The sequence below is a fragment of the Paenibacillus polygoni genome (assembly GCF_030263935.1).
GTDB lineage: Bacteria > Bacillota > Bacilli > Paenibacillales > Paenibacillaceae > Paenibacillus > Paenibacillus polygoni.
In genome coordinates this window covers 476,791-502,895 of record NZ_CP127162.1, presented here as the reverse complement: position 1 = coordinate 502,895, position 26,105 = coordinate 476,791, and the positions used below count along the sequence as shown (strand labels likewise).

23 protein-coding genes and 1 riboswitch are annotated in these 26,105 nt (G+C 44.3%); of the genes, 9 read left to right on the top strand and 14 right to left on the bottom strand.

Translation table 11 applies throughout. The annotated features are described in order from the left end of the window. Window positions 1-49: 49 nt before the first annotated feature. From coxB to QPK24_RS02475, 3 genes are all read right to left on the bottom strand, one after another. Window positions 50-1,135, bottom strand: a complete 1,086-nt coding sequence (gene coxB / locus QPK24_RS02485; RefSeq protein ID WP_285745874.1) for a cytochrome c oxidase subunit II — start codon at window positions 1,133-1,135, stop codon at window positions 50-52. A gap of 498 nt (window positions 1,136-1,633) precedes the next feature. Then, complete coding sequence (map, locus tag QPK24_RS02480; protein ID WP_285745873.1) at window positions 1,634-2,383, bottom strand: type I methionyl aminopeptidase; 750 nt, start codon at window positions 2,381-2,383, stop codon at window positions 1,634-1,636. A 163-nt stretch (window positions 2,384-2,546) separates the two neighbouring features. Beyond that, window positions 2,547-2,735: a hypothetical protein gene (locus QPK24_RS02475; RefSeq protein ID WP_047911489.1), complete on the bottom strand. Its 189-nt coding sequence runs from the start codon at window positions 2,733-2,735 to the stop codon at window positions 2,547-2,549. A gap of 415 nt (window positions 2,736-3,150) precedes the next feature. On the opposite strand from QPK24_RS02475, the gene QPK24_RS02470 reads away from it, so the two are divergent. Both QPK24_RS02470 and QPK24_RS02465 read left to right on the top strand, forming a co-directional pair. Continuing rightward, on the top strand, window positions 3,151-3,435 hold the full coding sequence (locus tag QPK24_RS02470; protein ID WP_285745867.1) for a transposase: 285 nt from the start codon (window positions 3,151-3,153) through the stop codon (window positions 3,433-3,435). A 208-nt stretch (window positions 3,436-3,643) separates the two neighbouring features. Continuing rightward, window positions 3,644-3,982 (top strand): DUF4870 domain-containing protein, encoded by a 339-nt coding sequence (locus QPK24_RS02465; RefSeq protein WP_285745865.1) that lies wholly within the window; start codon window positions 3,644-3,646, stop codon window positions 3,980-3,982. 203 nt (window positions 3,983-4,185) lie between these two features. Here QPK24_RS02465 and QPK24_RS02460 read toward each other — a convergent pair whose 3' ends face one another. Together QPK24_RS02460 and QPK24_RS02455 are read right to left on the bottom strand one after the other, a co-directional pair. Continuing rightward, the gene (locus QPK24_RS02460) at window positions 4,186-5,526 is read right to left on the bottom strand and encodes a nucleobase:cation symporter-2 family protein (RefSeq protein ID WP_285745863.1); all 1,341 of its coding nucleotides are present in this window, start codon (window positions 5,524-5,526) and stop codon (window positions 4,186-4,188) included. Beyond that, the gene (locus QPK24_RS02455; RefSeq protein ID WP_285749041.1) at window positions 5,526-6,113 is read right to left on the bottom strand and encodes a xanthine phosphoribosyltransferase; all 588 of its coding nucleotides are present in this window, start codon (window positions 6,111-6,113) and stop codon (window positions 5,526-5,528) included. Before QPK24_RS02455 ends, QPK24_RS02460 begins: the two co-directional genes overlap by 1 nt. A gap of 189 nt (window positions 6,114-6,302) precedes the next feature. Continuing rightward, window positions 6,303-6,403, bottom strand: a riboswitch (purine riboswitch). A gap of 197 nt (window positions 6,404-6,600) precedes the next feature. Between QPK24_RS02455 and mscL the strand changes: the two genes are divergently transcribed. Further along, window positions 6,601-7,104, top strand: coding sequence for a large-conductance mechanosensitive channel protein MscL (gene mscL, locus QPK24_RS02450; protein ID WP_285749039.1), 504 nt, complete (start codon window positions 6,601-6,603; stop codon window positions 7,102-7,104). On the opposite strand, the gene QPK24_RS02445 is transcribed toward mscL, so the two are convergent. Further along, window positions 7,101-7,406 (bottom strand): hypothetical protein, encoded by a 306-nt coding sequence (locus QPK24_RS02445; protein ID WP_285745861.1) that lies wholly within the window; start codon window positions 7,404-7,406, stop codon window positions 7,101-7,103. The two genes, mscL and QPK24_RS02445, sit on opposite strands and share 4 nt — an antisense overlap. A gap of 131 nt (window positions 7,407-7,537) precedes the next feature. On the opposite strand from QPK24_RS02445, the gene QPK24_RS02440 reads away from it, so the two are divergent. Beyond that, entirely contained in the window at window positions 7,538-8,179 is a 642-nt protein-coding gene (locus QPK24_RS02440; RefSeq protein ID WP_285745859.1) for an NUDIX hydrolase, read from the top strand. Window positions 8,180-8,279: 100 nt separating this feature from the next. On the opposite strand, the gene QPK24_RS02435 is transcribed toward QPK24_RS02440, so the two are convergent. Then, window positions 8,280-9,026 carry a zinc ribbon domain-containing protein gene (locus QPK24_RS02435; protein ID WP_285745857.1) on the bottom strand — a complete coding sequence of 249 codons (747 nt, stop codon included), beginning with the start codon at window positions 9,024-9,026 and terminating at the stop codon, window positions 8,280-8,282. 318 nt (window positions 9,027-9,344) lie between these two features. Between QPK24_RS02435 and QPK24_RS02430 the strand changes: the two genes are divergently transcribed. The 5 genes from QPK24_RS02430 to QPK24_RS02410 all read left to right on the top strand — a co-directional run bounded on the left by QPK24_RS02430 (window position 9,345) and on the right by QPK24_RS02410 (window position 16,805). Then, window positions 9,345-11,699, top strand: coding sequence for a UvrD-helicase domain-containing protein (locus tag QPK24_RS02430; protein WP_285745855.1), 2,355 nt, complete (start codon window positions 9,345-9,347; stop codon window positions 11,697-11,699). Between the two features lie 98 nt (window positions 11,700-11,797). Further along, a complete protein-coding gene (locus QPK24_RS02425) occupies window positions 11,798-12,154 on the top strand; it encodes a hypothetical protein (protein WP_285745853.1) in 357 nt (118 codons plus the stop codon). A 240-nt stretch (window positions 12,155-12,394) separates the two neighbouring features. Beyond that, window positions 12,395-14,737 (top strand): Ig-like domain-containing protein, encoded by a 2,343-nt coding sequence (locus QPK24_RS02420; RefSeq protein WP_285745851.1) that lies wholly within the window; start codon window positions 12,395-12,397, stop codon window positions 14,735-14,737. A 342-nt stretch (window positions 14,738-15,079) separates the two neighbouring features. Further along, complete coding sequence (locus QPK24_RS02415) at window positions 15,080-15,463, top strand: hypothetical protein (RefSeq protein WP_285745849.1); 384 nt, start codon at window positions 15,080-15,082, stop codon at window positions 15,461-15,463. 310 nt (window positions 15,464-15,773) lie between these two features. Then, entirely contained in the window at window positions 15,774-16,805 is a 1,032-nt protein-coding gene (locus QPK24_RS02410) for a copper amine oxidase N-terminal domain-containing protein (RefSeq protein WP_285745847.1), read from the top strand. A 145-nt stretch (window positions 16,806-16,950) separates the two neighbouring features. Here QPK24_RS02410 and QPK24_RS02405 read toward each other — a convergent pair whose 3' ends face one another. The 7 genes from QPK24_RS02405 to QPK24_RS02375 all read right to left on the bottom strand — a co-directional run bounded on the left by QPK24_RS02405 (window position 16,951) and on the right by QPK24_RS02375 (window position 25,883). Then, on the bottom strand, window positions 16,951-17,844 hold the full coding sequence (locus QPK24_RS02405; protein WP_407082982.1) for a M15 family metallopeptidase: 894 nt from the start codon (window positions 17,842-17,844) through the stop codon (window positions 16,951-16,953). A gap of 151 nt (window positions 17,845-17,995) precedes the next feature. Then, window positions 17,996-18,760 carry a hypothetical protein gene (locus QPK24_RS02400; RefSeq protein WP_285745843.1) on the bottom strand — a complete coding sequence of 255 codons (765 nt, stop codon included), beginning with the start codon at window positions 18,758-18,760 and terminating at the stop codon, window positions 17,996-17,998. A gap of 3 nt (window positions 18,761-18,763) precedes the next feature. Then, the gene (locus QPK24_RS02395) at window positions 18,764-21,928 is read right to left on the bottom strand and encodes a DEAD/DEAH box helicase (RefSeq protein WP_285745841.1); all 3,165 of its coding nucleotides are present in this window, start codon (window positions 21,926-21,928) and stop codon (window positions 18,764-18,766) included. Between the two features lie 193 nt (window positions 21,929-22,121). Next, complete coding sequence (locus QPK24_RS02390; RefSeq protein ID WP_285745839.1) at window positions 22,122-22,757, bottom strand: histidine phosphatase family protein; 636 nt, start codon at window positions 22,755-22,757, stop codon at window positions 22,122-22,124. A 117-nt stretch (window positions 22,758-22,874) separates the two neighbouring features. After that, window positions 22,875-24,134, bottom strand: coding sequence for an ABC transporter substrate-binding protein (locus QPK24_RS02385; RefSeq protein ID WP_407082948.1), 1,260 nt, complete (start codon window positions 24,132-24,134; stop codon window positions 22,875-22,877). Between the two features lie 34 nt (window positions 24,135-24,168). Next, complete coding sequence (locus QPK24_RS02380) at window positions 24,169-25,005, bottom strand: carbohydrate ABC transporter permease (protein ID WP_285745837.1); 837 nt, start codon at window positions 25,003-25,005, stop codon at window positions 24,169-24,171. Continuing rightward, window positions 25,005-25,883 carry a carbohydrate ABC transporter permease gene (locus tag QPK24_RS02375; RefSeq protein ID WP_285745835.1) on the bottom strand — a complete coding sequence of 293 codons (879 nt, stop codon included), beginning with the start codon at window positions 25,881-25,883 and terminating at the stop codon, window positions 25,005-25,007. Before QPK24_RS02375 ends, QPK24_RS02380 begins: the two co-directional genes overlap by 1 nt. Between the last annotated feature and the right edge of the window lie 222 nt (window positions 25,884-26,105).

Below are 26,105 nucleotides of genomic sequence, written 5' to 3'. Positions count from 1 at the left end.
GTATACCGTTTAACCGTATGAGCGTGAGCCAACGTTGTGTACCTCCTTCTCAATCCGCACTGTTCGTTTCGTATTCAAGCTTATAACTCGCCAAGTATTCAGCAATGGCATCAATTTCTTCTGCCGTGAGTCCAAGATCACTAGGATTCGGCATTTTGTTGCCTGGTTTCACTTCTTGCGGATCATGAAGCCACTGTTTCATGTTATCTTCAACAGATGCTCCCGCTTGCCCTTCACGTTCGTTCAGAAGCATACTAGCTACTGCTTCTCTGCTGCCGATTCCTGTGAGATTCGGACCGACTGGAGTCCCTTGATCTCCCACAGCATGACACGTCAGGCAGGCAGATCTGAATTTCTCTGCAAGCTGCTCATCTTCAGGAAGAACGGCCGGTGCTTTCATAGAAGCAACCCAGTTCTCGAATTCTTCCGGGCTTACTGATTTAACTTTGAACTCCATGAAAGCATGGGATGGTCCGCATAATTCTGCGCACTTCCCCCGGTAAACGCCTTCATTCGGTGCGGAAAAATGGAACTTGTTTGTTGTTCCTTTTGTATCGTCATCCCCTGCAAAGTTGGTATCAATCTTACCGGAAAGGGATGGGACCCAGAAGGAATGAATTACGTCTTGACTGTCAAGGACAAAAGAAATCGTCTTGTTCGTTGGAATGATGAGATCTTGTGCGGTCGTTACACCCAAATCAGGATAACTAAATTCCCACCAGTACTGGTGAGCCGTTACTCTAACCTGAAGGGCATTTTTGTCTTTGGTGTAATCTTTACCAAGTGCGGAGAGCTGTGAAACCGTAGGAACAGCGAGTACAATAACAAGAATGAGCGGAATCACAGTCCAGATCACCTCAAGCTTGAAATTGCCTTCCACTTGTTCCGGTACTTCAGTCTGTCCTTTTTTGCGTCTGAACTTGACCAATACGTAAGCTGAGATGGCAAATACCACAAGCAATACGACGACCATGATCGTTATAGCAAGTTTCATCAAATCAAGCTGACCTTGTGCTACAGGACCTTGCGGGTTCATTACAGATAAATCCTCTCGACCACAAGCGGACAACAATAATAAAGAGAATGCTGTCAGCAAAAGGAGGATCCGTTTTCCGTACTGCCACCTTTTCATCACCTATCTACCCCACTTTTCCCGTTTTCGCTGATTACCATCTGGTTCCAGAAAGCGATTATTCTACCTGTTCTAGTACCTTTGTTGTAATCCTGTCAATTAATACAATCACTTATTAAATATAAGTTGATGTCAACTTTTTGTCAATCTTTAGACACATGTTCACAAATTGTTCACTAAGTCGAAAAAACCGCGCCACTGCCCGATTTGTTAACGATTTCAGTCTAATATAAGCAGGAGTTTCTCCACCCTTTTCTTCCAATATACGGATAAAACGGGAGAATTCGAGTTGTTTTTCCATAGGGTTAATTTATGTATATTAGTGCAAATAATTAGATATGAAACCTAGTAACATTTTATAGAGTCTAATCCCTATTCTATGCTGTGATATGCATTTATCTCAGAGCTTTATTCTATTTTTATCCATCATTTACCACAAAAAAAGAAAACCCGCTTTGTGATAGAGCGGGATTCCTAATCACTTCCCTGCAGCTTAATTGTCTAGCTTGTTAGCAGCAACGGACCATCCTTCGTAATCGCTACCGTGTGCTCATACTGAGCACCGATACTTCCATCTGCTGATCGGACTGTCCAGCCATCTTCTTCCCAATAAACAGCGCCGGTTCTTCCCATGGTCAAAACGGGTTCAACGGTAATCACCATACCTTCAACCAGTTTCATTCCTGTTCCCTTTTTTCCGTAAGGAAACACATCTGGCTGCTCATGCATTAATCTGCCAATTCCATGTCCTACAAGCGGTTTAACAATGCCGTAACGCCATAGCTTTACATTTTTCTCAATAGCGTAGCCTATGTCCCCTATCGTTTTACCTGGTACGGCTTCTTCAATACCCAGTAACATTGCCTTCTCGGTTCGGCGAAGAAAACGCTGGGTTTTTGAATCAATTTTTCCGATGGCATAGGTCCAGGCAGAGTCTGCGAGCCATCCATCTTTGTTAACAACCATATCAATGGTGACAACATCACCTGATTTAAGCGGCTTTTTACTTGGGAATCCATGACACACGATATCATTAACGGATGCACAGGTTGCATAAGGGTACCCTTTATAGCCCTTTTGCTCGGGAATCGCTCCATTTCGAGCGAGAAAGGTTTCTACAAATTCATCAATCTCTTGGGTTGTCGTATCTGGGGCGAGTTTTCTCTCAATTTCACGATGGCATGCTTTTAAGATTCGTCCGGCCTCACGCATGTAACCGATCTCTTCTTTTGTTTTAAGCTTTACCGACATATGGCCGTCCTCCTCTATATTTATGGAACCTTTACCATATATATGCTGAGGGAGACGCAAAAAAAACCGCCTCTCTGTTTCAATTTCATCAGGGTGGCGGTTCTATAAACAGCAAAGCAATATAATCAGCAAATACAACGGGAATGCCTTACAAAAAAACGAATCAGGAGACTGAGGAATTCAGTCTAGTTAATTCACGCTCAACTACAAGCGTCAGTTCCTCTTCATACCCTCCTGTTATCCGGTATTTTTTCACATACTCCTTCACGAATTTTTTAGGATCCTTCGGCCTGAATATACGAGTCATTTCCCGTAAACTTTCTTTGACCTCATTATGACCTTTTGTTGCCATGATAACTCCCTCCCAAAACGTTGAAAGTGAATGCTCCGTTTAGAGAATGCAAAAAGAAAGATCTAAATTGATACCATGAAGAAGTGTGCGCGGCAATATTCAGCTTTAGGCCGGGACTCCTGAGAAAACAGGTACCTGACACTATGATTACCCGATATGACTCTTATTGAATCACACTTCCATTGTATCATATTCAAAGCAGTCGTACAGCTTTACAACTTTATAAAAAGTAATTAATTTACATTTTATCTACCAAAGTTCGAATTTTAGCCTTAGAAGGCTTCTCTTTATAGTTATTATCCCTGGGCTTGGAATAATTATGTCTAATTCAGGTTACCTTAAAGCCAGAAGCCTCGTGCTTCACGAAAATAATGAAATAATGATTTACTATTTCTTTCAAGGAGGCATTCCATTAATGAGCGGAAAAGACAAGGAGATGCTCCCGATATCCAAGGAAACAGTTGAGGTTGACGGAGTTTATACGAATGAACGAGGACTTACTGAACATCTCCACAGAGGTCAACAATTCCCTTCGGATCCTGTTTTAGGTGCTACAGAATGGGAACTAACCGAGTTTGCATTTGATAATCATCATGACGGTACCACCGATCCTAGACTGGTTCCGAAAAAAAATGACACGGATAAACAAGGGAAAATTACGAGCCCAAGACGTCAGCAACAAGGCGGGAATCCTTCCTAATTTATTTTTGTTAGGTGAGGGTCAGCTTACTTTTATAGAAATTAGGGATATCCCGCTTAAGCCGCCTCACGGTTTACGGGTTACCCCTATTTATTTTCACTCTTTTTTTGTTTCAGTTGAACAATTAATTTTCGAGCATTCTGTTCAAATCTCTCCTACCCCGTCATATGCTAACTTATAGCACCTTGTACAAAAGGGAGGAAGAATAATGTCTCCATTCAAATCATCGACAGGTCTTGATGAGAATATTGCTGCTGCAATATGCTACCTGTTCACCTTTATAGGAGCAATTGTGATGCTTGCACTGGAGAAACGAAGTCGGTTTGTTATGTTTCATGCTCTGCAATCTTTATTTGCATTTGGCTTTATAGTAGTAGGACACATTCTAAGCGGGCTTGTTCCCTTATTTGGTCCGCTGCTCGCTGCTCTGTTATCCCTGCTCGGCTTTGTTATATGGATTGTAATGTTAGTGATAACTCTGCAAGGAAAGTGGCTAAAGCTGCCTATTGTTGGCGATCTAGCTGATAAACAAATGCGGAAACTGTAATAGAGGATGAATCATCTCCATCATCTCAATTATTTCAATTATTTCAATTATTTCAATTATTTCAATCATCTCAGAAAATTGTCATTTAACTCAACTCATTAAACACCTTAGTTTTTCATCAGAATCAATGGTTAATATATTTAAAGAGCCGGTTACAAGATCTCAAGAGATCATGTAACCGGCTTTTGCTGTAAACATATTCATTAGGCTACTTCTTCATTAGTAGTAGACTTCGTTCCAGGGGTTCCTTTCGCCGGACCCAGCCCATTGAAGATAAGATTCATGAAAATTGCCGTAAAACTGCCCACTACAATTCCGTTGTTTAGTAGAATCCCTGCCTCTTCTGGCAGCTGTGCGAATAAATCAGGAACGACCGTAACACCAAGTCCCATTCCCACAGAACAAGCGATAATCAGCAGGTTCTCATACCGATTAAAGTCCACCTGTTCAGCTAGCATACGAATACCGGAGGATACCACCATACCGAATAAGGCTACCGTAGCGCCGCCGAGTACCGAATGAGGAATCATCTGTGCGGTAGCTGCAATCTTCGGTACAAAACCAATGATAATTAGCAGTCCGCCAGCCACTGCGATGACGTCACGTGTTTTTACGCGGCTCATTTGCAGAAGTCCTACGTTCTGAGAATACGTTGTATAAGGGAATGAATTAAAAATACCACCAATAACAATCGCAAGACCTTCTGCGCGATATCCGCGGGCTAGATCTTTCGAATTCAAGTCTTTGTCCAGAATCTTACCGAGAGCCATAAACACCCCTGTGGATTCTGCGATACTGACAATCGCAACAAGGATCATCGTCAGAACGGCAGAGATATTAAATTTGGGTGTGCCGAAGTGAAACGGCTCTGGTGCACGAAACCAGCTTGCTTCTAGCATTGGCGTCAAGTCTACCTTGCCGAAGAAACTAGCCACGATCGTACCTACCACAAGACCGAGCAGAATCGAAATAGATTGCAAGAAGCCTTTTGTGAAACGATTCATGAGAATGATGAAAATAAGAACTCCAAAACCGATACATAAATTCAAGATGCTTCCGAAATCGGGCTCATTTTGACCTCCACCAAGATCGTTCAAAGCGGTTGGAATCAAGGTAAGACCGATAATTGTCACTACCGATCCGGTTACAACCGGCGGAAAGAACCGAATCAGCTTACTGAAGAATCCACCAAATATCATAACGAATAATCCCGATGCGATAATCGCTCCATAAATATAGGACACGCCAAAGTTCTTTCCAATCAGAATCATGGGAGCTACAGCCTGAAATGCACAGCCGAGCATAACCGGTAGTCCGATACCAAAATATTTACCTCCCCAGACCTGCAGTAACGTAGCAAGCCCACAGGCCAGCAGGTCAATTGCAATGAGGTACGTCAGCTCGGACGAGGTAAATTCAAGCGCAGTGCCCACGATCAGCGGAACAATAACAGCCCCTGCATACATAGCCAAAACGTGCTGAAGGCCAAGTGAAAATGTCTTCGCTGGATGACGATGACGATCGAATATTCGCTCACGAGACATTAGACGTTAACCTCTTCTTCGGCAAAAGTAACCTTTCCATCCTTAAGTGCTGCAAGACGAACAAGTGACTCTACACGGTACCCTTTCTCTTTCAATAGTTTTCCTCCCGGCTGGAATGCTTTCTCAATCACGATACCAATGCCGACAACTTCTGCTCCTGCCTGTTCCACAATGCGAGCAAGTCCAAAAGCGGCTTCACCGTTCGCTAAGAAATCGTCAATAATAAGTACGCGATCCCCTGGCTTCATAAATTTTTTGGCAACGGTGATTTCATTGGATTCCTGTTTTGTAAAAGAGTATACCTTCTCAACGAGAATATCTTCACGAAGAGTCAGTGATTTTTGTTTGCGTGCAAAAATAAGCGGTACTTCAAGTTCCAGTGCTGTCATAATGCCCGGTGCTATACCAGAGGATTCAATCGTCAGTACACGAGTGATTTCTTCGCCTTCAAATCTACGCGTAAACTCACGTCCTACTTCTTTCATCAAGATCGGATCCATCTGATGGTTCAGGAAAGAATCCACCTTTAATACTTGATCCGACAATACAATTCCTTCATTTAATACTTTCTCTTTTAACAGCTTCATCATCTGTTCCTCCTTGGTGCTATCGTATTTGTTATCTCTAAATGCAAAAAAGTCCCTTCTCTTCCGCCGTCCCAACCGGCAGAAAAGCAAGGGAGAAGAACATAGGTATCTGATACAAGCAAAAATCCATCCCTAATGATCATCAGAACTGACGGTACATTAGCGATATCGTCTCTTCTATCTATCGTAACCTTATATTAATTCTCCCGTAGTCCAATCATTTGCGGTGATCGGGTAGAGACATGCTGGCCTATTCCAGCACATATACGAGATAACGTAAGTTTATTTGGTAAATAATGCAAACTGTCTCTTTATCTGCCTGAATCCAGGTGCGGACAGCTTATGTTAGGTCGATGGTAGAAGTATACCGAATTGATAGTGCAAAAGAAAGTGTTATTTTCCGTATTTTTTTTACCTAACGCTTTCCAAGAGTGTCTATCCAATGATTAAATAGGTGAAGGTAGCGATAATACGATGTTAGGAGTGCATTTGCTTGAAAGGAATCATCAGCGAATTTAAAGAATTTGCCGTACGAGGAAATGTCATTGACTTGGCAGTAGGTGTCATTATTGGCGGAGCATTCGGAAAAATCATAACGTCTTTCGTTAATGATATACTTATGCCGCCGATCGGACTGATTTTAGGAAATCGCAGCTTTGAACAGCTGTTTTTGCCGCTGGAAAAAGGGATTTTCACCCTCGAAGGAAGTAAATACACAACGCTTGCCATGGCAGAGAAAGCCGAAATTCCTGTTCTCCGGTACGGTCAGTTCATTAATGTGGTTCTCGATTTTATGATTGTAGCATTCTGTATTTTTATGTTCGTCAAGACGATCAACCGCTTTAAACGTAAAGAAGAACAACCCGAGCCGAAGAAAACGACACGGGCATGCCCTTATTGTATATCGGATATACCGCTTGAAGCGACACGTTGTTCACACTGTACATCCCTTCTTGAACCCGTTCATGGGACAGAAAAGGCAAAAACTTAAAGCCCTGGGGATCTAGGCATGAGATTTTCGAGGATCTGTCTTAGATTTGCATCTTCCCGGTAGACTTCTTCCCCGGTATCGAGTTCTGTGACACGAATTCGAGTATACGGTTCATCCGAACGAACCGGTTTAAAAGTAAGATCATCTTTATTTTCAACCATGACATCAAATCCTATTTTTTTAAACATTGGGATTAATTGATCTGTAGATGCTTCCTGTTTATCTCCGACCATAATAAGACCTCTTAAATTCTTAGGCTCTTCATTTTTGTAGATAACCTGAAAACGAACGATGCATTCCATTCTTTATCTCCCCCTTATTCGTTTAAACCTATATAATAACTACATTGCCCCAAACTGTATGTAATCATGCTAACAGAAAACGCAGTAAATCTGTAGTAAAGCGTTATTCTTACACGGGAGGTACAAAACTTATGATAAAAGAAGAGCAATTTGATATTTACAATGAAGATGGAAAGTGGATCGGCACTGCCCCCCGTTCTGAAGTTCACGCAAAAGGATACTGGCATAAATCGTTTCACTGCTGGATCATACGAGATACAGAAGAAGGGCGTAAACTGCTTTTTCAAAAAAGGGTGAGCAGTAAGGATACTTTTCCTTCCTGCTATGATATTACCGCAGCAGGGCATCTCTCTGCAGGTGAAACGGTGCAAGATGCCGCAAGAGAACTTGAGGAAGAACTGGGACTAGCTGTTCCCTACTCTCAGCTTATACCTTTGGTTGAGGTGAAGGAGGAGTTATATGGTGAAGTAAACGGGGTTCCCTTCAATGACCGCGAAATCAGCTCTGTATTTGGTTATCTTCATGCTCAGCCGCTATATCAATATCAGCTGCAGCAAAGTGAAGTACAAGGGCTTTATGAAGCTCTGCTATCCGATCTGATAGAGCTGTTCGAGAATAAAGTACCGGAAGTGCAAGCCACTGGAATTCATAGTCAGAATGAAGGTGATCCAGAAGCACTCTTCATGGAAACCATCAGAGCAGAACAGTTTGTGACAAGGCAGCCCAGTTACTATCTCACCATATTTGAGAAACTAAAGGAATGGAAAAGGTAACTTAGCCAACTGGACAAAACAGATAAAACCCTTCTCTATCCTTATTAGGATAGAGAAAGGTTTTTTAGACGTTACCTGTACTTATTCTGAATCTTTGAGATTAAATCTGTTCTGCTCCGCAATGCGGACACCATTTAGAGCCTTTTGGCAGCTCCGCTGCACAAATCTGACACTTTACGGTCTCTCGCGGAAGTTCCGTTTCCACTTTTTCTTGGTGCTGATTGTTCTCTTTCCAATACCTTATACGCTCATCCAGCTCCTGCTGCCTCTCGCTTTCGCGCTGCATCTCTTCCAAGCGTCTGCGTTCCCACTCTGCGTCAAACTCTTCTTTCTCTTCCGGCAGGAAGTCTCCTAGATCATAATTCTCACTAGGAATCTCTTCCTCAGCCAAAAGCAGATCGGGGAAAAGTTCTTCCTCTTCTACCTCTTCTTCAGCAACGGTAGCTGCCGCTTCCGGTTTAGCTTGTGCATGTGCTGCCGGAGCCGATTTCTCGTTTCCTATTAAAGGACGGCCGCATTTGGGACAGAAATTAGCATCCAGATCCGATACATGACCACAGACGCAAACCCGCTCGTTTTTCAGCAGTGCAATCTTCTCACGCAGTTCATCAATCTCATCCTGAAGCGTGTCGCATTCTGCCGAAAGTTCCATCATTCTTTCTTCCGCTAAAGACATATCTTGTGCACGATATCCCTCATAGAAGATACGGCCCATTTCTGTATAGTTCACGGACATGTCGTGCTTAATGTTCGCAATTTGCGAATTGATTTTGTTAATCTCTACAGCATGCTGTGCCTTCTCAGTCGCACGCCCTGCCCCGTCTTTAATTCGTTGTAAAAAGTTCATGCGATTCATTCCTCCTCATTCCATGTAACAAGTTGCATGTTGCAAGCATTGCAGCTTATACCTTTCAGTACCTTATTACAGCAATAACACCCTATGCTAAACTTTATCGTCAAATTATACCGTATACTTCGCTTGAATTGATAGTTTCGGTATAATAGAACAGTCTGTTACATGCAGACAAGTAACCATCTTATATGTAATCTACCTTAAAGTTTATCATTCATCAGATGTTTTTATGACTCTATCATACCAAATTTACAACCCTCTTGTGAAAAGGGCAATGTTTTACTTTGATTTTAGATGAGGTGTACACCATTTATGTATAGCACAAATCCTATATTTTATCCTCGCCCTTTAGGGGTCCCTTCGAGTGCCCGAATGCCTAAGGCGAAGGAAGCGCCCGAACAAACAAGCCTGGAGCTTGTTCACGATACGGAACCAGATGCCGAATACTTCCGATCGCTCGAGGAAGCCGGTATTCTGCTGAACGGTCCACAGATTAAAGCCGTAAGGCATGGTGACGGTCCTATTTTAACTTTGGCAGGAGCTGGTTGCGGGAAAACGACGGTTCTTGCGGCCAGGGCCGGCTACCTTATTAAAGTTCGAAACGTAGCTGCCGGCAGTATCCTGCTCGTCACTTTTACTAGTAAAGCCGCTGCAGAGATGAAATCTCGTATTTCGACACTTCCGGGTATTCGTTCTGCTGCTGCAAGAGCTGTACAAGCAAGAACATTCCACTCCTTCGCTTTAATGTTACTTCGTCACTACGGGGTAACGGAAGATATTTTTGGTGACATGAGAGCACAGCATACCGTAATAAAAATGATTCAGCGCAAGCATGGATTAAGCGATGCATTTCAGCCGGAAAGCCTGCTCTCTTCTCTCTCTACCTGGAAGATGGAAGGTAAACGTACCGAAGATCTTCCAGAGACGTCACAGGAAGAAAGAGAGGTAAAACAGATTCTTACTGGGTATGAAGCATGGAAGAAAGAACGTCACAAGATGGACTTTGATGATATTTTGCTGCGAGCTGCGGAACTGTTGAATGATCCTGCCATTCTGCGCCCGCTTCAGAAACGATTCCAATATATTATGGTGGATGAATTCCAAGATACCAACAGTCTTCAGTACGAAATTGTACGTAAACTCGCAGCTTCCCACCGGAACCTCATGGTAGTCGGTGATGACGACCAGACGATCTATACCTTTAATGGAGCAAGACAAGAAGCGATTCTTGATTTTGATAAAGTCTATCCTCGGGCATCGATCGTTACACTGGATATTAATTACCGTTCCGACGCTCGCATTCTTGGACTTGGCACAGAGATTGTACGTTATAACAAGAAACGTCGGTATAAAAAACTGGTTTCCGCTGGTAAGCCTGGGTATCAGCCATTGTTTGCCACTCCTTCTGGAGTGGAAGAAGAGGCAGCGATGGTCGTCAGTCATATTCAGGAGATAATAGAAGAAGGACACCTTTCGTACCAGGATATTGCGATCCTGCACCGGACAGCAAGCAGCAGCCGTGCTATTTTTGAACAGCTAGTCCTAAAAGAGATTCCTTTTGTACAATACGGGGCTACCCCTGTCTTCTACGATCAGACTTTAGTGAAGCCGCTGATGGATCACCTAAGGTTATCTCTTCACCCGCGTAATTTTGATGCGATTCCAAGTACACTCGGCCCTTTATATATCTCGCGTGAAGCAGGTCTCGAATACTTGGCAGGACAAGAGAAGCTGCAGCCTAAAAAATATCCGCTCATTCATTTTTCGAGATGGGATCGTCTGAAACCTTTTCAGCAAGAACAGGTCAAGGAACGAATTAAACTGATTAAGCAGCTGCAGACGATGACTCCGCTTGCGGCGATTCAGGAAATGCGCAGACAGTTCTACGATTCGTATCTTGAGAGCGGCGATCCAAGCATCTACACGCACTATAAAGAAACAATTATGGAAACACTGGATGAGCTTGAGGCCTCTGTAAAACGGTTTGAGACCGTGGAGAGTTTTGTCACCTTTGCAGATGAACTATCCCGAAGACATAAAGAGATGGAAGCTCTGCAAGCAGCCAATGAAGATGCCGTACAGCTGATGACGATTCACAGAGCCAAAGGTCTCGAATTCCCCTGCGTTTACTGGATTGGTGCAAGTGAAGGAATTCTTCCGCATAGTTCTGCTCTAACCAAAGAAGTGCCTGAGGACCGAAAAGCGGCACTGACGGGCGCAGCTGCCAAAGAAGTGGATGAAGCTTTGCTAGAGGAAGAACGCAGACTTGCTTATGTTGCTGTTACGCGTGCGAAGCAGCGATTGTTCATTACCTCACCTGCTAGTCAGCATGGTAAGCCGGCTCCTGTCTCTAGATTTCTGCTGGAAGCCTTCGGCGTCAAAGATACAGGCCACAAGAAACAGAGTGCCAAAGAACGTTTAAATACGGACAAAGACCGCTTCCACTCGAAAAGCAAGATACACAGCTCTTCTTCCTCTCCTATGAAAGGAAGCTCGCAGCGGATGGAGACCGTTCCGGTATGGTCATGCACATCAGATACTTGTCCTGCCTGGATTCGTCAGCACGCCGGCAAACCGAAGGAGGAAGCGCCGCCTTGCCCGCTCTGTAAGTCAAAAATGAAAAAAACGATGCGGGAAGTACCTGCTTTACCGAGACATCTGAAGTAATCTATCTATGCGGCTGATTCATCCCCTGTCCTACTAGTGTATAAAACAGGTAAATTGTCTTTTATCTGGATATATGAAATGGAAAGGGGAAAAAGCCAATGGACACTTATTACGTTTCCATCACACAGCAGCTTATTCACCAAGAACCGCTTGAAACTGGGGACTATGAGGTAAAGCTGTCTCAAGATGAACTTGGTCAAATGCAGGATCTGATGTCATTGATTAACAAAGAGGACGAATATGCATTTCAGCGCACACCGGTTCCCTACAAATCAGCAGATCATGATGATGCAAATGAGCAGTTTACGGATCGCATTCAAGAACTGTATCAGCTTATTTATGACACGGGAACGGAGCAAACGAAGGAAATCATTCGTCAGCAAAAGGTGCTGAATAAGCTTGATCATACGGATTACAAGGATACGGGTTATGAAGATTCCCCCCTTAATAAGTAGGGAAATAGATTAGGAGAATAGTGAGGTCCGGTTCATCATTATGAATCGGGCTTTTTCATGTTTTCGCAAAAATTACCTATCATGAATCTCCCATTCGGTTCTAATCCCTATTTTCTTATAATAATTAAAAGTAACCGCTTTAAGCTGACACTTGAATTCGCATCTTCGTCGTATTCGTGATTTATCCAGTAGATGTCGTCAATAAGAATTACATCATACTGACAAGGATGTGAGATGAACATGACTTCATTTTCGCGAAAATGTGGATTACTTTGTTTGGTGTTCTTCCTCGTTACGTTGCTCCTCCCCTCTCTTCCCGTAAAAGCCGCTGCCCGTGTGACCTTTGATTCTCATCAGGATGAGCAGAACGTTTCTCCAGGAGCCCTGGAACTTCATGGTACGTACACCGATGTATTCGACGTCGAAATTGTAGTCAATGGTCAATTGGTAAATGATGTGCACATGGATGACCCTGATGCAGACAACAGCGGAACTTGGTCTTATTCTTTAGATACATCCTCATTAGACGGCACTATTGAAATTGCGCTTAAATCCAAAGATATCGGAACGAGATACGGGATTTGGTCTCCTTTTATTCATCTCCATGTAGATAATCCAGCCGCGAATGTACCCGAAGTACGTATTGTAAGTCCAGGCGAAACAGATGCTCCCCTGCCTCGTGACAAAGGAGCTATTCCCATTCATATTTCTGCAGAAGGTAAAAACACAATCACTCAGGTTGAACTTCGGGTTAATGGAGGTCCTTGGGAACCTGCTTCCTACAATGAAACAGAAGGATTCTATAAATATGCTTGGGAAGTTGCTCATCTAGACAAAAAACAAAAGTATAGCCTGGAGGCAAAGGCAACGGATCAAAACGGGAATACGGGATACAGCCTCACTGCTTACCTAGCGCCCAATCCACAAGCCATCGGTCAGGGGAACTCCTCCTCTAAATCTGAGAATTCTGGAGATTCCGGTACCGTAATGGATCGTGTGTATGGAGCTACCGAGCCTCTTCCCGTTCAAGATCGAGCAATTTGGATTTGGGAAACGGCATCTTATCACCTGATACTCAATCCGAATTCCTGGGATACTTTTGCGGGATTCACTTCGGATACAACCACTTTTAGTGACCGTCCCATCACTACACTCTATCTAGGCGTTGACCGTTATAACGGGGCTTCGATGCTGGAAGATTACCGTGAAAAAGTACAGCAGTTTGTTACTTGGGCTCATGCGAATGGGTATCAAGTTCAGGCACTAATTGCGGGCGGTACAACACCACCCTACTATGGAGCTTACGAGAGATACCGCACCCAAGCAGTTCGGGAATTTGAAAAAGTACTGAACTATAATCTGGCTTCTGAAGCTTCCGCTCAGTTTGATGGAATTAATCTCGATACCGAGCCGTATATCCTGCCTGATTTTAAGTCAGAAAAACCGTCTGTCCAGATTCAGTACCTGGATATGCTCGCAGCACTGATGGAACGGAAACATGCGGCGGGGATCACTTTCCCCGTAGGTGCTGCCATTCCAAGGTGGTATGACAGTTCCGCTGATGCCAGTGCAATTCCGTGGAAGGGATCAACAAAATGGCTGTCTGAACATATTCAGGATACCGCTGATTACATTTCGATTATGAATTACCGTGATCAGGCAGATGGAAGTGCAGGCATTATCGAGCAAGCACTTGGGGAAATTGCCTACGCTGAATCCATAGGCAAGCCAAACTCCGTCATCATCGGTGTAGAAACCAAAGATATTGCCGATGGCGGAGATCCCGAAACGATCAGCTTCCATGAGGAAGGCAGAACCTTTATGGAGGATGAACTGAATAAAGTGTATGCGGCTATGCAAGAGAGCCCGGCATTTGGCGGCATCGCCATTCACCACTACACTTCGTTCATCGACTTCCCAAGCAAGTGGGGACCGGGAGGAATGAAGTGGGCTCCACCATCCGACTTGGAACCGCCAAGCATAGTCAGCGGCCCCCTCTCTGCGACAGCTTTTGATCACGAACGAATTGATGTGCGTTATGGTATGGCGTTCGACAATGCCGCAGTGAATGATTACCGGATTTACCGGAGCACTGAACCTGATTTTGCAACAGGGCCTCTTACTTATGCAGGCACAGCTAAAGGATTATCTTACACAGATAAAGGACTGCTTGCAGATACCACTTATTATTACAAAATTACAGCGGTCGATCTCTCGGGAAATGAAAGTTACCCTAGCGAGCCCATTTCTGCAACAACGACTTCTACCCCTTTGAAACCAATGATTATCGATGAAATGACATTTGAATATACAGGAGGCAAAGCGATCGTAACCTTACGAGTTGTGGATCTTGAAACTAGGACACCGCTTCGTGCTGAAGTTAGCGGCAGATTCACTCAGATGGCTGGAAAATACGTCACCGCCAAGGCTGCCGCAGATGGGATATTCCAATCCTCTTCCGAAACGGTAAGCGCTCCTTCCGGAGAGATCGGGTTCCAGCCTCGCCGAATGATGGCTCCTGGGTATTATTGGGCCAGCAGCTATGACACACTTCCTTATACCACGGTAATTTGGGAACCCTAGGGTTCTATGACTGTTCTATGACTGTTCTATGATTGTTTTATGGCTGTAAGATAAATAAGGAGCCTAGGACTGAAAAGCCCGGGCTCCTTACTTTTTTTATGTCTTATTGTGTTGATGTTCCTTGGTTTCTGACATTCCTTGATTTGTGATATTCCTTGATTTGTGACATTCCTTGGTTTGTGACATTCCTGGGTTTGTGATATTCGTTTGTTTATGACGTTGAACTATTTCTCGCAAGTCCGTTTATTAGTGCTTATACCCATATTTTTATAAAAAAGTATATAATTTGATCGAAAAGTTAGAAAGGTTTATACTATCTACCAATGATTAAGGAGGAAAAATATGAATAAAAAAGTGTGGATTATGGCTTTTACCGCTTCATTTGCATTACTGTACATTCTATTTGGCTTTTGGATTGCGAAAGATACTGAAACGATTCTGGATAAAGCCATGGCAGCAGATCCTACTGAGCAAGAATACATGGATCCGTCTGTCTTCAATAGAATAAATCCGGTTACCAGTGGAGCGACTACTGCTGCATTCTCCTATGATTCTTCCAAACACAGCATAGGTATCGCGGTTCCGCTCCATTTCTTTTTTGTTGCCAAAGTATTTGTAACGCACGCATACGATGAGACTGAATTCGGATTTAAGGAACCGGTGAGCATGGATTTGAAGCTTAAGAACGGGCATTGGTATGCTGCTAATGTAAAAATTGAACCTTAACTTTCCGTATCATTTGCAATTAATGTATCTTTTGTTAGTCGTACTTTATGCACGTACTTTATGCTTTACTATCATTAACGTGTGTTGAATTCTTATCCATCGCCCTAAAGCTTAATCGTTGGTCAACTTTTTTATATTTTCATCTAAATCTCTGTTCGTTATTTCTGAGCAGGTTAAATACATACTAAGTATGCAGAAACCAGATTATCGCCTACTAGGCCCTTTACGCTAGTGCAACCTTACTCCCGTGTTTTTCGTCTGAAAGATGTCATCGTCTTATGACAAAACAACAACGAAGGAGAGAAGACACATGAACAAAAGAATGAAAACCGGCGTAGCTGCGGCAGCCCTAACTCTTGCTCTAGGCGGTAGTTCCCTCTACGCATATGCAGATGCGAGTACTCCAGTGCCGATCTCAAGTAATCTTAAAGAGGTATTTACGATTACGGTGAATGGACAGGCTATCGAGGATGGTTACCAAGTATCAACAGCTGCACAACCCATGATTCCTGTACGTTCTCTAGCAGAAGCACTTGGAATGGAAGTAAAATGGGTACCAGAAACTAAAGCAAGTGAGCTTACCAAAGGAATTAAGTGGACTTCCATTATGACAGGGGAAGATGCTTATAATGTAAATAAGATGCTCGTTCGATTAGGACAAGCACCTGAGATAGTCAATAACACGCAGTATGTTCCTCTGAACTTTGTCAGCGAGGTTCTGTACGGCAACGTATCGGTAGAAGGGAGTCAAATTATAATTACTACAGATCAAGCGAATACATCAGAAGAAGAAGTAATAAAAGCAAGCGGAATAATCACTTCGTTGTCTTCGGAAGAAGGTAAACTTTCCGTTCATATCAATGGAAATGGTGCGAAAGGAATCATTCTTCATGTAAGTGACGAAACGCAGTTTGCACTTGCAAGCGGTGATGCCCTTGCGTTTAAAGATCTCAAAGTTGGCGATCAGGTTGAAGCTGAACACGCGATGTTTGCAACGCTCAGCCTTCCTCCGCAATCTCCGGTATACAAGATTACTGTAACCGAGCAGGCAAAAGCGGATCTTGTTATTGCTGAAGGTGCAATCAGTGAAGTAACGACTAATGAAAATGGTGAACGCAGTATCCTCCTTAAAGGTCAGGGCATAGACGAATCGCCGGCTAGCGGCATCGTATTTAACATCAGTTCAGAAACGAAAGTAGTAGATCCCAAAGGAGAAGCAATTGATCCTTCTACACTTAAGGAAAAGGACTACGTAATTGGCGTTTATAACGGCATTACGACTCGCAGCCTTCCTCCTATTGCAAATGCGATGAAACTGGTTGTAGAACAAGCAGCTGAATAAACCCGTATTCAGCTATGTTTTGAAACATCGTACTTGAACAAACCAACTTGAACAAACCATTCTGAATATGGACTCATTGATATCTTGTGTCCCTGTATTCAAAAAGGCAGCCCCGCTGGGCTGCCTTCTTCTATTTTTATTCCTATTATAGTTTAATATTTGCCTCATCAAAGTACTCTTCCAGGGTAAGACCGCTCTCTGCGATATCCGGCGCTAACTCCTTGCCTACATAGCGGATATGCCACGGCTCGTATACATAGCCCGTAATATCTTCCCGGTCTTTGAGATACCGAATCACAAAGCCGTATTCCGGCGCATGCTCTTCCAGCCATTTGCCTTCTTCTGAGTCGCCAAACACTTCTTCAATTACATTGCCGACACTTGGACTAGATACATCAATCGCAAGCCCTGTCTGATGTTCACTGTAGCCTGGTTTCGCACTTACTCTTGCCGCATATTCTTCACCGTTACGCTCTACACTGCTGTTATACACGGAAACTTGGCGGTTATAAGAGCGATAACCAGACACCGCTCGGAGTTCTATACCATCTTCCTTCGCTGCCGCAAATAATTCTTCAAGGGCAGCCGCAGCTTCCTTCCGTAGATGACGTTTCTCATGAGGCCCGTCAAAAGAAAAAGGAACATTCGGTTCAACCAAATCGTCCGGTTCATACCCTTCCGGAAGGCTCCGCTCTTTATTCACAATGACCGTCACTGCTTCCGCATTGGTTACAACACTTCGGTCACCTTCTTGCTGAATACTGCTCTGCAGTGAACTTTGTGCACGTAAAGCCATGACACTGTCTGTTTCTGTATCTTCTTTACCGGTTTCTATACCGTCCTTATTATCTTCCGTTCCATCTGTCTTATTGTCATTTGTTCCATCTGGAGTCACTTCCTCAGATGTATCACTTGTCGCCGGAGCATTCAAGTTCTGACCTTCCTTCTGTCCTTGTCCACCTTCTTCACAGCCCGTGAGTAAAACCGAACCCATTAACAGTGTAGACAGCAGAGCAATTGTCCAGCGGTGCCTTTTCATCTTCGTCGTTATCATCGATTACTCCCCCATCCACATATAGCTTGTCCACGCTCTATTGTAGACTAAAAATAAACAGAGCAAAAGAACGCTGACGTCCCCTGACATGGATTGTCATGAGACTCAGATCTCTTATGCTCTGTCATGATCGTATTTACTTCGTCTTGCTCCCGGACTTTGTCTGGGCCAAGCGGGGTGCCCATTCTGTCGCCCGCTTGGACAGCTGTTCTCGTAAATGAGTCAGCGCAGCATCCGTAGGTGCCTGAGGCAGCAACGATACAAGGCTTGGGGGAGGCACCATTTTGGAGGGTGCCTTCAGATGCAGCTCCACCTCTGTCAGCCGCTGGCCAGGCTTGTGGAGCGCGCTGTCTTGGACACTCTCCGCGATGTAATCCATGATCGCGGAGACATTGCCGCCCGCTCGCGCAGCCGGTCGCTGCAGCAGCGCTGCCTGAGGCAGTGTTTTCCCTTCTGATTCGGCTGCCCAAGAGCCGAATACACTGTCAAGGAGCGCTGTGCGTGTAATGCCTAGCAGGCTTAAGAGGGACAGCGGCTCACGGGCTGCCCAGGAAGCGGCTGCTATTCTAGCCGCTTCTGCATGTTCGCATACTTCGCTCTCACAGGTGCAGGTTACCTGCATCTCTGTAGCGAAGGGGATTAGGATTGCCGCTTCTTCAGGCGGCAACGGCTTATTTTCCATCAGTGTGTACACAAGATAGCCAGACTCTGCTAACTGCTCAAGCAACGTTCTTTTCTCCATGTCATCAAGGGGGTTCACATGCCCTTTGCATTCCATCTCGTTATCTTCTGAATCCCTCACTCTACTAGATACGATTGCCTTCCATCCGTGAGGCTCCAGCTGAAATTCCTTTACTTCGATGTTCACCTTCACCTCACCCTTTCCTATATGAAAATCCATGACTTACATCCACATTTCTCCCTGTAAGGTAACAAGCCCTTTCAGTTCATCGTCCGACATTTCTGTAAGCCAGTTTTCACCTGAACCTACAACCTGCTCAGACAGCTGTTTCTTACTCTCAATCAGTTCATCAATTCGTTCTTCCAGCGTACCTTGGCAGATCAGTTTATGGACCTGAACGTTTCTCTTCTGTCCAATCCGGAATACACGGTCTGTTGCCTGATTCTCTACGGCAGGATTCCACCAGCGATCATAGTGAATGACATGACTCGCATGAGTAAGGTTAAGACCGACACCGCCCGCACGTAAGGAGAGGACAAAGATAGACGGACCTTCGCCTTTTTGGAAACGATCCACCATCGCATCACGTTCCGCTTTGGAGATTCCTCCGTGAAGGAAGAACGGTTTCTCATTGTAACGCTGAGTCAATTGATTCACCAGAATATCTCCCATGGACACATACTGCGTAAAGATAAGTGCTGATTCTCCATTATCTCGAATGGCATCGGTAAGTTCCATCAGACGTTCCAGCTTGCCTGACAGTTCCACCCGTCCGCTCTGTTCTTTGCGATTTGGCTCCAGCAGTACAGGATGATCACAAATCTGCTTAAGTTTAGTTAGAGAGGACAGAACCACACCTTTTCGTGTAAAACCAGTTTGACCTTCAATCCCTGTAAGCAATTGATCAACTACCCCTTTATAAAGGGCCGTCTGTTCCACCGTTAAGGAGCAATACGATTTCAGTTCCAGCTTCTCCGGAAGATCCTTACGGATATCAGGATCGCTCTTGAGCCTTCTAAGCATAAACGGAGACACGAGCTTATGCAGTTCACGAAGGGACTGTGCCCCTTCCTCGCCGCCAGCTACATAACGCTGCCGAAATGAAGCTGCGGTACCGAGATATCCTGGATTAAGAAACTGAAAAATAGACCATAGCTCACTAAGCCGGTTCTCCACTGGTGTTCCTGTCATCGCAATGCGGTGCGGTGCGGACAGTTTCATCACGCTTTGCGCCTGCTTCGTGCGATAGTTCTTAATGTACTGCGCTTCATCAAGCACCACAGAAGACCAATGAACAGAAGCAAGATCTGCTCCATCCCTGCCAGCCAGATGATACGTCGTCAGGACAATATCATGTTCTTCTGCCTGCTCACGGAAGCGGTCGCCGTGCAAACGCTGGGTACCGTGATGGATATATAATTTGAAGTCCGGAGCAAATCGTGCGAGTTCCCGCTGCCAGTTGCCCAGCAGTGAAGTAGGACACACGATGAGTGCAGGACCCTCTGTATCAAATTCATCTTCTACCATTCCTTCAAGCTTACGTTCTGCTTCTCTGATCTCCTTCGCTGCGAGCTTGGAGTCAAGCAGACAGGTAATAACCTGAATGGTTTTTCCAAGGCCCATATCATCAGCAAGACACACCCCAAACCCAAGGTCCCGCATAGCAGACAGCCACTGGAAACCCCGCTCTTGATAAGGTCTTAAATTACCATGCAGAGAAGGAGGTACCGATTTAGGCTCTATTCCTTTGAGTACTTGCCCTTCAAGCAAGAAGGACAACATTCCGTAGGATTCTGCACCAAAGATAGAAAGGCCTTTCCAGTTCGCATCTTCCTCATCCTCTGCGACTAGATGCATCCATTCGGATAATGCCATCGTACCTTCTTCATTCTTCTTCATGAAGCGAAGAACCTGCCGGATTTCTTTAGGATCAATCTCAATCCATTCTCCGCGGAATTCGACTAAAGGAAATGTGGATGCTGCAAGTCTTGCAAGTTCTTCTTGTGAAACCGGAATCCCATCCAGTACGGCCTCTGCTTCAAAAGCAACCAGCTGCTCCATCCCGAGTGTCGAGGATCGCTTTACAGATCCGACGCGGCCTGGGTGCGGAAGCATTTTTAATTTAAGTCCTGTTTTTCGTTTCCCTTCCTTACTCCATCTTGAAGGCATCATGACCGTCACGCCGCTCTTCTGGAGTTTAGGAACAGCATTCGCCATAAAATCATAGAACATTTCGGTATTCATTCTGACAGATGTGGGAGGTCCGCTCCATCCGGATCCTAGCGCAGGTGCCAGTTCACATGCTTTGCCAAACTCCCTTAACATCTGTTCTTGTACGGATTCATACACGGTTATACCGCGGTCTACCTCCTGAGAAGGGTGGGACCATATCGCTTCAATCGGAACCCGAAAATCAGATTCGGATTCACTTTCAGCCCAAAAACTAACGTTCCATTCAGAACCTACTTCTGAGGGCTCTAACCGAAGCCCCAGCCGCAGTTTCCCGGCAGCAGGACCCGAAGATTCATTCTCTATCGGCGGAGGAGAACTTTCTCCTGCCTCACTAACCGCGTCAGACAATTCTTCGATTTCTTGAATTGTTCCTTGGACGCTTAGTTCCCGCGAACCGGTAAGCAGACTGTTCCACCATAGTTCTGATAATGGGGAATATCCTCTGCGATAATTTACACGGTATTTAGACAAGCTGCTTTCCACCGCAGCAATTTCGGAAGAAACTTGCGCATGGATCATTTGACTAAGGAAAGAGTAAAGCACGGCAGCGCCTGCTTCCTTCACAGACCCTGCCTCCGTATCCGCGTAAACAACGGTAGCTGTCAGTGCAATGGGAGGGATGGATTCTGCAAGGATCGCAAAGCGTTCTATGTCTTCTTTCTCTCTAAGTCTCGGGTGCCAAGCACCCTTAACAGCAGATTGATTTCCTCGTCTTCTTCCGCTTGTTGCTGTCACCGGAGCGACCCCCGGAGCAATCTGACCTCGGAGCAGTAATTCCAAAGCAAATAAAGCTGCTTTCGACCAATATTCCATTTCTTCTCCGGCTTCAAATCCTGCTCCGGCTGCCTCTTCTTTGTTCCAGTGTATTAATAATTCGAATGCGTCTTTGGGGCTGAGCGCGAGTCCTTCCAGCGTCCGTCCCATTCCCATTCGTTTTTTCTTGTTTGGATCTACACTTGAGGTCTGTACCTTGTTCGTCTGCCATCTGAGTTCCGCAAGACGCAAGGCTGCATGTTGAAACGGGCGGTAAGTACCGCCTTTTAGCTTCATTTTACGTATTCCATGGCTCCAGGCATCGACCCTGGGTTCCGACGTTTCTCCAGAAAAACAAAAAAATACGTCTCCGAGCCAAATTCCATATAATGGTTGATTCATCGCAAGTCACCCGTTAGCCCTTTTAGATTGTTACTCTTCATCATATACGAAAATCGTTCATTTTAAAAATCAAAACCATACTTTTTTCTATAGGAGACAAAAAAAGAATCGGTTATAGCCTGAAAGCTTGAACCGATTTTTATGTGATATCTATGAGTTACATTGAAAAGTAATTTCATACGGTAAATTTACATTATAAACCTAATAACTCGTTAAAGGAAACTAGATCTACGATTTCATATCCATTTCCCTGTCCTTTTGGTTTGATAATGACCGTTCCTAAGTAAGGAATCTCCCCAAGCCCAACCCCCGGCGGAAAACTATGGGCTACGATGACTTTATTCATGCCATCAGGAGGAGTCTTCTCTAAAATGGAAGTTAGTTCAGCTAGGGTACTGTCTCGTTCTTCCGCACTTACTTGACCGCTTAGCTTATAAACTTTCGTCAAAAAAGGGTCTGCTTGAACATTTCCCGCTCCAAAAGCGAGTTCAGCAGTTTCTCTTGTTCGGCAAAAAGGACTTGCGATAACCGGTGTTTGCAATGGAATTTGTAAATCCCTCACCTTCTGCCCATAAAGGACAGCTTGTTGTTTACCCTGTGCTGAAAGGTTTCTTTGAGTCGCGCAATCACTGAGTACGTAATTAGGCTGATCTTCTCCAACCGTTGCCTCTCCATGCCTTACATACAAAATATATCCGCCCTGCCGCAGTAAATTCACAAGTGATGGATTTAAATAATTCGAATGATCCGTGCGTCCTTCTGCCATGACAATAGCAGTTTGCATGAAGAAAAGCACTGCAACTACACATACAAAAACAAACTTTCTCATCTGATCATCTCCTCCAGCTTTTGAACAAAATGGATAAGCTTAGTATGTTCAAGGAGGAGAAATAAAAACACGGTAAAGGAAAATGATCCCGAATAAACGAGATCATTTTCCTTCGTTTTATTTTTTCAGGCTGTCCCAACTCTTCTGCAGATCTTCAAGTAACTTAACAGGATCGGGCTTCGCAACATAGGCCTGCATCACAGCACCAAACTCTTGCGGCACTCCTTCTGGGAAGCGACTGTAGTACCAACTAAGTGCTTTATTATCATCACTATACTGAATAATGTCAGCAGCAAGATCGCCAAGCACTTCGGTATCTGTCGTAATACTCTTAAAGGCAGGAATGAATTTAAACTCCTCGGTCATGTATTTCTTCCCTGTCTCGGACGTCACAAGCCATTCAAGAAAGTCTTTTGCTTCTTCTTTCACAGCAGACTCTTTGTTCACCACATAGTAATTGGGTACACCGACAAAAAGTTTATCAGACGCATCCGCATCATCTCCAATCGGCATCGGCAGTATACCTAAGTTCAGATCAGGGTTAATTCCATCGATTTGCACCTGTGTCCAGTTACCCTGCTGCATCATCGCTGCTTCTCCTGTAGCAAAGGTCGTCACTTGGGTATTGTAATCCGTGGTCAGCGGATTCTTATTGCTGTATTGCAGTGTCAAATCAAGCAGCTTGATCCAATCCTCGAATACGGGATTCCCTGGAATTTTCTCCGTTCCTTCATTCAATCCCTGGACAAAAGCAACTGGATCGGCTTGATTTGCAAACGGTACATTTACGTTATGATTGCCAAGTACCCACCATTCCTGATATCCGTTCGAAAAGGGAATAATTCCTGCATCTTGAAGTTTCTGCGCTGCTGCCTGCAGCTGACTAAGCGTCTTCGGTAATTCGGTAATCCCGGCTTGCTTAAATAAATCTTTATTATATATAAATCCATATCCCTCAAGTCCCAAAGGTTGACCATACAGCTTGCCGTCTTTGGTCATTGGTTCTTTGGCCACATCAAGCACATCGTTTGCCCAAGGTTCTCCTGAGAGATCTTCTAGACTATCGATCCAAGTATCCAGTTCACGGTAACCGGCTACATTAAAAATATCCGGATGTTCGGAACCGGCAAATTTTGTTTTTAATGCAGCCCCGTAGTCACTGCCCCCGCCCACCGTTTCGATCTCAATATTGATATCTGGATGCTCTGTCTCATACTCCGTAATCAAACGGCTAAAGGCTTCGGCTATTTCTACCTTATATTGAAAGATTTTAATCGTTTTCTTTCCATCAGCAGACTCCTTACCTCCACCACAGCCTGCAACAACGAGAGAACACAGTAATATTGAAGTGAGTGCAAATATCCCTTTTTTTCTCAATATAAACCCCTCCTGTATATTATAAAATGAGCTGTCATCCCTTTACTGAACCTGCGGTGATTCCTTGAATAATGTACTTCTGCATCAGAAGGAAGAAAATAATGACTGGTGTAATGCCAAGCACCAGCGCAGGCAGAGCTAAATCCCACTGCTTCGTGTATTGTCCAAAAAAAGCATACGTGGCAATCGGAATGGTATGAAGTGAACTATTCTGCAGAATAATGGACGGAAGCAGGTAGTCATTCCAGATCCAAAGCGTGTTCAGTATAATAATCGTCACATACATCGGCCTCATAAGAGGGTATACGATTCGGAAAAATACCCCATACGCATTGCTGCCATCCACTCTTGCTGCCTCTTCAATCTCAATAGGAACGGACTTCACAAAACCATGGAACAGAAATACAGATATCGGTATGCCAAAACCGAGGTAACAAATAATCAGTCCATAGTGACTATTCATCAGCCCAACGGTGCTTGTTACCTTAACGAGTGGAATCATGATCGACTGAAAAGGAATGACCATGGCAGCCACAAACAGTGCAAAGAGGATACGGTTAAACCTGCTGTTGTGCCTTACCATTCGGTAGGCGGTCATAGAACTAAATAAGACAAGCAGTAAATTGCTGACAATCGTTACAAATAGAGAGTTGAATAATACTTTTGGAAATTTGGTAATCTCCCATGCTCGCTGATAATTGCCCCATTCAAAAGCTTTTGGCCATGCTGCCGCATTCGTCAGCAGGTCACCAAAACTTTTAACCGAGTTTACAAACAGGAAATAGAACGGAACGAGGAACAATAGAGCGATTAAAATCATAATGATTTCGGTAAAAAAGGTAGAAAAACGGTAGTTTTTGCTCGTTTCCATTAGGCTTCCACCTCCCGGCTTTTCGTCAGACGAACCTGGATGCTGGTAATGATTGCAACCACGATGAAGAAAATAAGTGCCTTCGCTGTACCAAGCCCGTATCTTCCGTTCACGAATGCTTCATTATAAATATTCAGCGCAAGCGACTCCGTGGAGCGGAAGGGTCCTCCTTTTGTCAGCGAGAGGTTTAGATCAAACATCTTAAACGACCAAGAGATGGCAAGAAATAGACAGACCGTAACTCCCGGCATAATGAGCGGAACGATAATACTTCTTAAGATCTGTCCACGGGTGGCCCCATCAATCTGAGCAGCCTCGAGCACGTCTGTCGGTACATTGTTTAGAGAAGATATGTAAATTACCATTAAATATCCTGCGGTCTGCCATACAAACACGATGACGATGGCCCAGAAAGCGGTCGTTTCATCCCCAAGCCAAGGCAGATTAAAGAATGCAAGCCCCGTCACTTCGCCCACCGATGCAAAGCCGCGGACAAATATAAATTGCCAGATGAATCCGAGCAAGAGCCCGCCGATAACATTCGGCATAAAAAATACAGTTCGCAGCAGATTTTTCGTCTTCAGCGGTTTTGTTAAAAAGTAAGCAAGAAAAAATCCAATCAGATTGGTGAGCAGGACCCCTGCCACCGTAAACAAAGCGGTAAATGTAAACGATTTCAGAAATGCCGGGTCGTCTGTAAATATTTTGGTGAAGTTAGCAAACCCAATCCAAACGGGATCTTTTGAGGCACCACTCCATTCCGTGAAGGAGTAATACATCCCCAGCAGAAACGGTGCTGCGATGATGAGCATAAAGAAAAATAGAGCAGGACCAACGAAAATAAACTGCTGCATCATCTGTGAAGATTTTCGGTTCATGGATGAACTCCCCTTTCTTTAACCACTTTATTTTATATATAACCCACTTAAAGGAAATTGAATGATATTTCACGGATATAATTACATAATATAGAAAATAGAGCACGATCATGCCTGATTATGAAGTGATTTGCCGCCTTATACTTCGGCAGAGCACCTGCAAGGAAAGCATTTCTTTTGATTGAATTTTTTAAGAGATGGGTAAGTATTCCATGACTCGTT

What these genes read in the sequence shown, in the direction of transcription:
- QPK24_RS02455 (WP_285749041.1), bottom strand. Translation starts at nt 6,113, where the DNA reads ATGAAGCTGTTAAAAGAGAAAGTATTAAATGAAGGAATTGTATTGTCG.
- QPK24_RS02460 (WP_285745863.1), bottom strand. Translation starts at nt 5,526, where the DNA reads ATGTCTCGTGAGCGAATATTCGATCGTCATCGTCATCCAGCGAAGACA.
- QPK24_RS02380 (WP_285745837.1), bottom strand. Translation starts at nt 25,005, where the DNA reads ATGGAAACGAGCAAAAACTACCGTTTTTCTACCTTTTTTACCGAAATC.
- QPK24_RS02470 (WP_285745867.1), top strand. Translation starts at nt 3,151, where the DNA reads ATGAGCGGAAAAGACAAGGAGATGCTCCCGATATCCAAGGAAACAGTT.
- QPK24_RS02405 (WP_407082982.1), bottom strand. Translation starts at nt 17,844, where the DNA reads ATGAAAAGGCACCGCTGGACAATTGCTCTGCTGTCTACACTGTTAATG.
- QPK24_RS02475 (WP_047911489.1), bottom strand. Translation starts at nt 2,735, where the DNA reads ATGGCAACAAAAGGTCATAATGAGGTCAAAGAAAGTTTACGGGAAATG.
- QPK24_RS02375 (WP_285745835.1), bottom strand. Translation starts at nt 25,883, where the DNA reads ATGAACCGAAAATCTTCACAGATGATGCAGCAGTTTATTTTCGTTGGT.
- QPK24_RS02440 (WP_285745859.1), top strand. Translation starts at nt 7,538, where the DNA reads ATGATAAAAGAAGAGCAATTTGATATTTACAATGAAGATGGAAAGTGG.
- QPK24_RS02430 (WP_285745855.1), top strand. Translation starts at nt 9,345, where the DNA reads ATGTATAGCACAAATCCTATATTTTATCCTCGCCCTTTAGGGGTCCCT.
- map (WP_285745873.1), bottom strand. Translation starts at nt 2,383, where the DNA reads ATGTCGGTAAAGCTTAAAACAAAAGAAGAGATCGGTTACATGCGTGAG.
- QPK24_RS02410 (WP_285745847.1), top strand. Translation starts at nt 15,774, where the DNA reads ATGAACAAAAGAATGAAAACCGGCGTAGCTGCGGCAGCCCTAACTCTT.
- QPK24_RS02435 (WP_285745857.1), bottom strand. Translation starts at nt 9,026, where the DNA reads ATGAACTTTTTACAACGAATTAAAGACGGGGCAGGGCGTGCGACTGAG.
- QPK24_RS02445 (WP_285745861.1), bottom strand. Translation starts at nt 7,406, where the DNA reads ATGGAATGCATCGTTCGTTTTCAGGTTATCTACAAAAATGAAGAGCCT.
- QPK24_RS02395 (WP_285745841.1), bottom strand. Translation starts at nt 21,928, where the DNA reads ATGAATCAACCATTATATGGAATTTGGCTCGGAGACGTATTTTTTTGT.
- QPK24_RS02415 (WP_285745849.1), top strand. Translation starts at nt 15,080, where the DNA reads ATGAATAAAAAAGTGTGGATTATGGCTTTTACCGCTTCATTTGCATTA.
- QPK24_RS02420 (WP_285745851.1), top strand. Translation starts at nt 12,395, where the DNA reads ATGACTTCATTTTCGCGAAAATGTGGATTACTTTGTTTGGTGTTCTTC.
- QPK24_RS02425 (WP_285745853.1), top strand. Translation starts at nt 11,798, where the DNA reads ATGGACACTTATTACGTTTCCATCACACAGCAGCTTATTCACCAAGAA.
- QPK24_RS02400 (WP_285745843.1), bottom strand. Translation starts at nt 18,760, where the DNA reads ATGGATTTTCATATAGGAAAGGGTGAGGTGAAGGTGAACATCGAAGTA.
- QPK24_RS02465 (WP_285745865.1), top strand. Translation starts at nt 3,644, where the DNA reads ATGTCTCCATTCAAATCATCGACAGGTCTTGATGAGAATATTGCTGCT.
- QPK24_RS02390 (WP_285745839.1), bottom strand. Translation starts at nt 22,757, where the DNA reads ATGAGAAAGTTTGTTTTTGTATGTGTAGTTGCAGTGCTTTTCTTCATG.